This window comes from Brevundimonas sp. (genome assembly GCF_036399195.1).
Classification (GTDB): domain Bacteria; phylum Pseudomonadota; class Alphaproteobacteria; order Caulobacterales; family Caulobacteraceae; genus Brevundimonas.
Genome location: NZ_DASWNO010000261.1, coordinates 1 through 2,186 on the forward strand (window position 1 = coordinate 1; position 2,186 = coordinate 2,186).

3 protein-coding genes are annotated in these 2,186 nt (G+C 68.9%); all 3 read left to right on the forward strand.

The genetic code is table 11. The annotated features are described in order from the left end of the window. Positions 1 to 1,023: NADH-quinone oxidoreductase subunit N (locus VGB60_RS11480; protein ID WP_331038385.1), on the forward strand; the 1,023-nt coding region annotated here is incomplete at its 5' end. A gap of 7 nt (positions 1,024 to 1,030) precedes the next feature. Continuing rightward, positions 1,031 to 1,780, forward strand: coding sequence for a biotin--[acetyl-CoA-carboxylase] ligase (locus VGB60_RS11485; RefSeq protein WP_331038386.1), 750 nt, complete (start codon positions 1,031 to 1,033; stop codon positions 1,778 to 1,780). After that, positions 1,777 to 2,186: type III pantothenate kinase (locus VGB60_RS11490; RefSeq protein WP_331038387.1), on the forward strand; the 410-nt coding region annotated here is incomplete at its 3' end. The genes VGB60_RS11485 and VGB60_RS11490, both read left to right, overlap by 4 nt.

Here is a 2,186-nt window from a genome sequence, read left to right on the forward strand (position 1 = left end):
CTGGCCGCCTACCACCGCGACGACCTGAAGGCTTCCGAGGCGGGGCTGAAGTATTTCGTCCTCGGCGCCCTGTCGTCCGGCCTGCTGCTGTACGGGGCGAGCCTGATCTACGGCTTCACCGGCTCCATGCGCTTCGACGAGATCGCCGCCTACGCCGCCACGAACGAGTCCACCGGCCTGATCTTCGGCCTCGTCTTCCTGATCTGCGGGCTGGCCTTCAAGGTCTCCGCCGCGCCCTTCCACATGTGGACGCCCGACGTTTACGAGGGCGCGCCGACGCCGGTGGTGGCCCTGTTCTCGACCGCGCCCAAGGTGGCGGCCATGATCCTGACCGCGCGAACACTGGAAGGCGCCTTCGCCGGGTCGCACGATCAGTGGGCGCAGGTGCTGATCCTGATCTCGCTGATCTCCTTCGCCGTCGGCTCCTTTGGGGGTCTGGTGCAGAAGGACATCCAGCGGCTGCTGGCCTATTCGTCGATCGCCAACATCGGTTACGCCCTGCTGGGCATCGCCGCGGGTACGACGCTCGGCATCCAGGCGATGCTGATCTTCATGACCCTGTACGTCATCGACCAGTTCGGCTTCTTCGCCATCCTGCTGTCGCTGTCGCGCGGCGGCCGTCCGATCCGTCGCATCGCCGATCTCGCGGGTCTGCGGAAAGAGCGGCCGGTGACAACCATCGCCCTGACCATCCTTTCGCTGTCGGTGCTGGGCATGCCGCCGCTGGCCGGCTTCTGGGGCAAGTTCTACGTCTTCGGCGCCGCCGCCGACGCCGGCTACTGGATGGCGGGCGCGGCGGGTCTGGTGGCCTCGGTCGTGGCAGGCTTCTACTATCTGCGCATGATCAAGCTGATGTGGTTCGATCCGGCGCCCGACGGAACGGAGCCCACCGATGCATCGCCGATCGAGGCCAAGACCGTCGCCTGGCTGGCTGCAGCCTTCTCGTTCCCGATCGTCATGGTCGCCCTGACGTGGATCGAACCGTTGGCGCGCGCCGCCTCCGCCGGCTACGGAGCCGGATAGGGCGCCCATGCCCCCCGCTCCGATCCTGCTGCTCGAAGAAACCGACTCTACCAATGCGGACGCCCGTCGGCGCGCCGAGGCCGGCGAGACCGGTCCGCTCTGGATCGTGGCGCGGCGTCAGAGCGCCGGTCGCGGACGACGAGGGCGCGGCTGGGAAAGCGACGGCGGCAATCTTTTCGCGACGCTGCTGCAACTGACGCGCAAACCGCCGGCGGAAGCGGCGCAGGTGACCTTCATTGCCGCGCTGGCCGTCGCCGACCTGCTGGACGCCTTTGCGCCGCCGTCGCTGGTGACGATCAAATGGCCCAATGACGTGATGCTGGCGGGCGAGAAGGCCTCCGGCGTGCTGGTCGAGTCCGGGGCGCATGAGACGGGAGGCCTCTGGCTGGCCGTCGGGATCGGGATCAACCTCGCCCACGCGCCGGAGGCGACCGAGCGGCCCGCGACCGCGCTAGCGCATCATCTACGGGGCGACGTCGCGGCTCCGCCTATGGTCGACGCGGCCGCCGCCGTGTTGGCCGGAGCCTTCGCCGTCTGGATGGACCGCTGGGAGACGCTCGGCTTCGAGCCGATCCTCGACGCCTGGCGCGCGCGGACGCCGGGGCTGGACGGACGCGCCGTGGCACGGCTGGGGCGCGAGACGGTCGAGGGCCGGGCTGAGGGCGTGGCCGCCGACGGCGCGCTGAAGCTGAGACTGGCGGACGGCTCGCTGCGGCTGATCTCGGCCGGCGACGTGTTTTTCGGGGAGGCCGCGTGATGCTTCTGGCGATCGAGCAGGGCAACACGAATACGCTGTTCGCGGTCCATGATGGGAGCGAGTGGGTGGCCCAGTGGCGCACCGCGACCCACGCCAACCGCACCGCCGACGAATACGCCGTCTGGCTGAGCCAGTTGCTGGCCATGCGGGGCCTGTCGATCGGGCAACTGGACGGCTGCATCATCTCCAGCGTGGTGCCGCAGTCGATCTTCAACCTGCGCAACCTGTCGCGCCGCTATCTGTCGGTCGAGCCGCTGGTGATCGGCGACAACGTCGATCTGGGCATGACGGCGCGGATCACCAAGCCGAGCGAGGCGGGCGCCGACCGGCTGGTCAACGCCATCGGCGCGCATCTGGTCTATCCCGGCGATCTGATCGTCATCGACAGCGGCACGGCGACGACCTT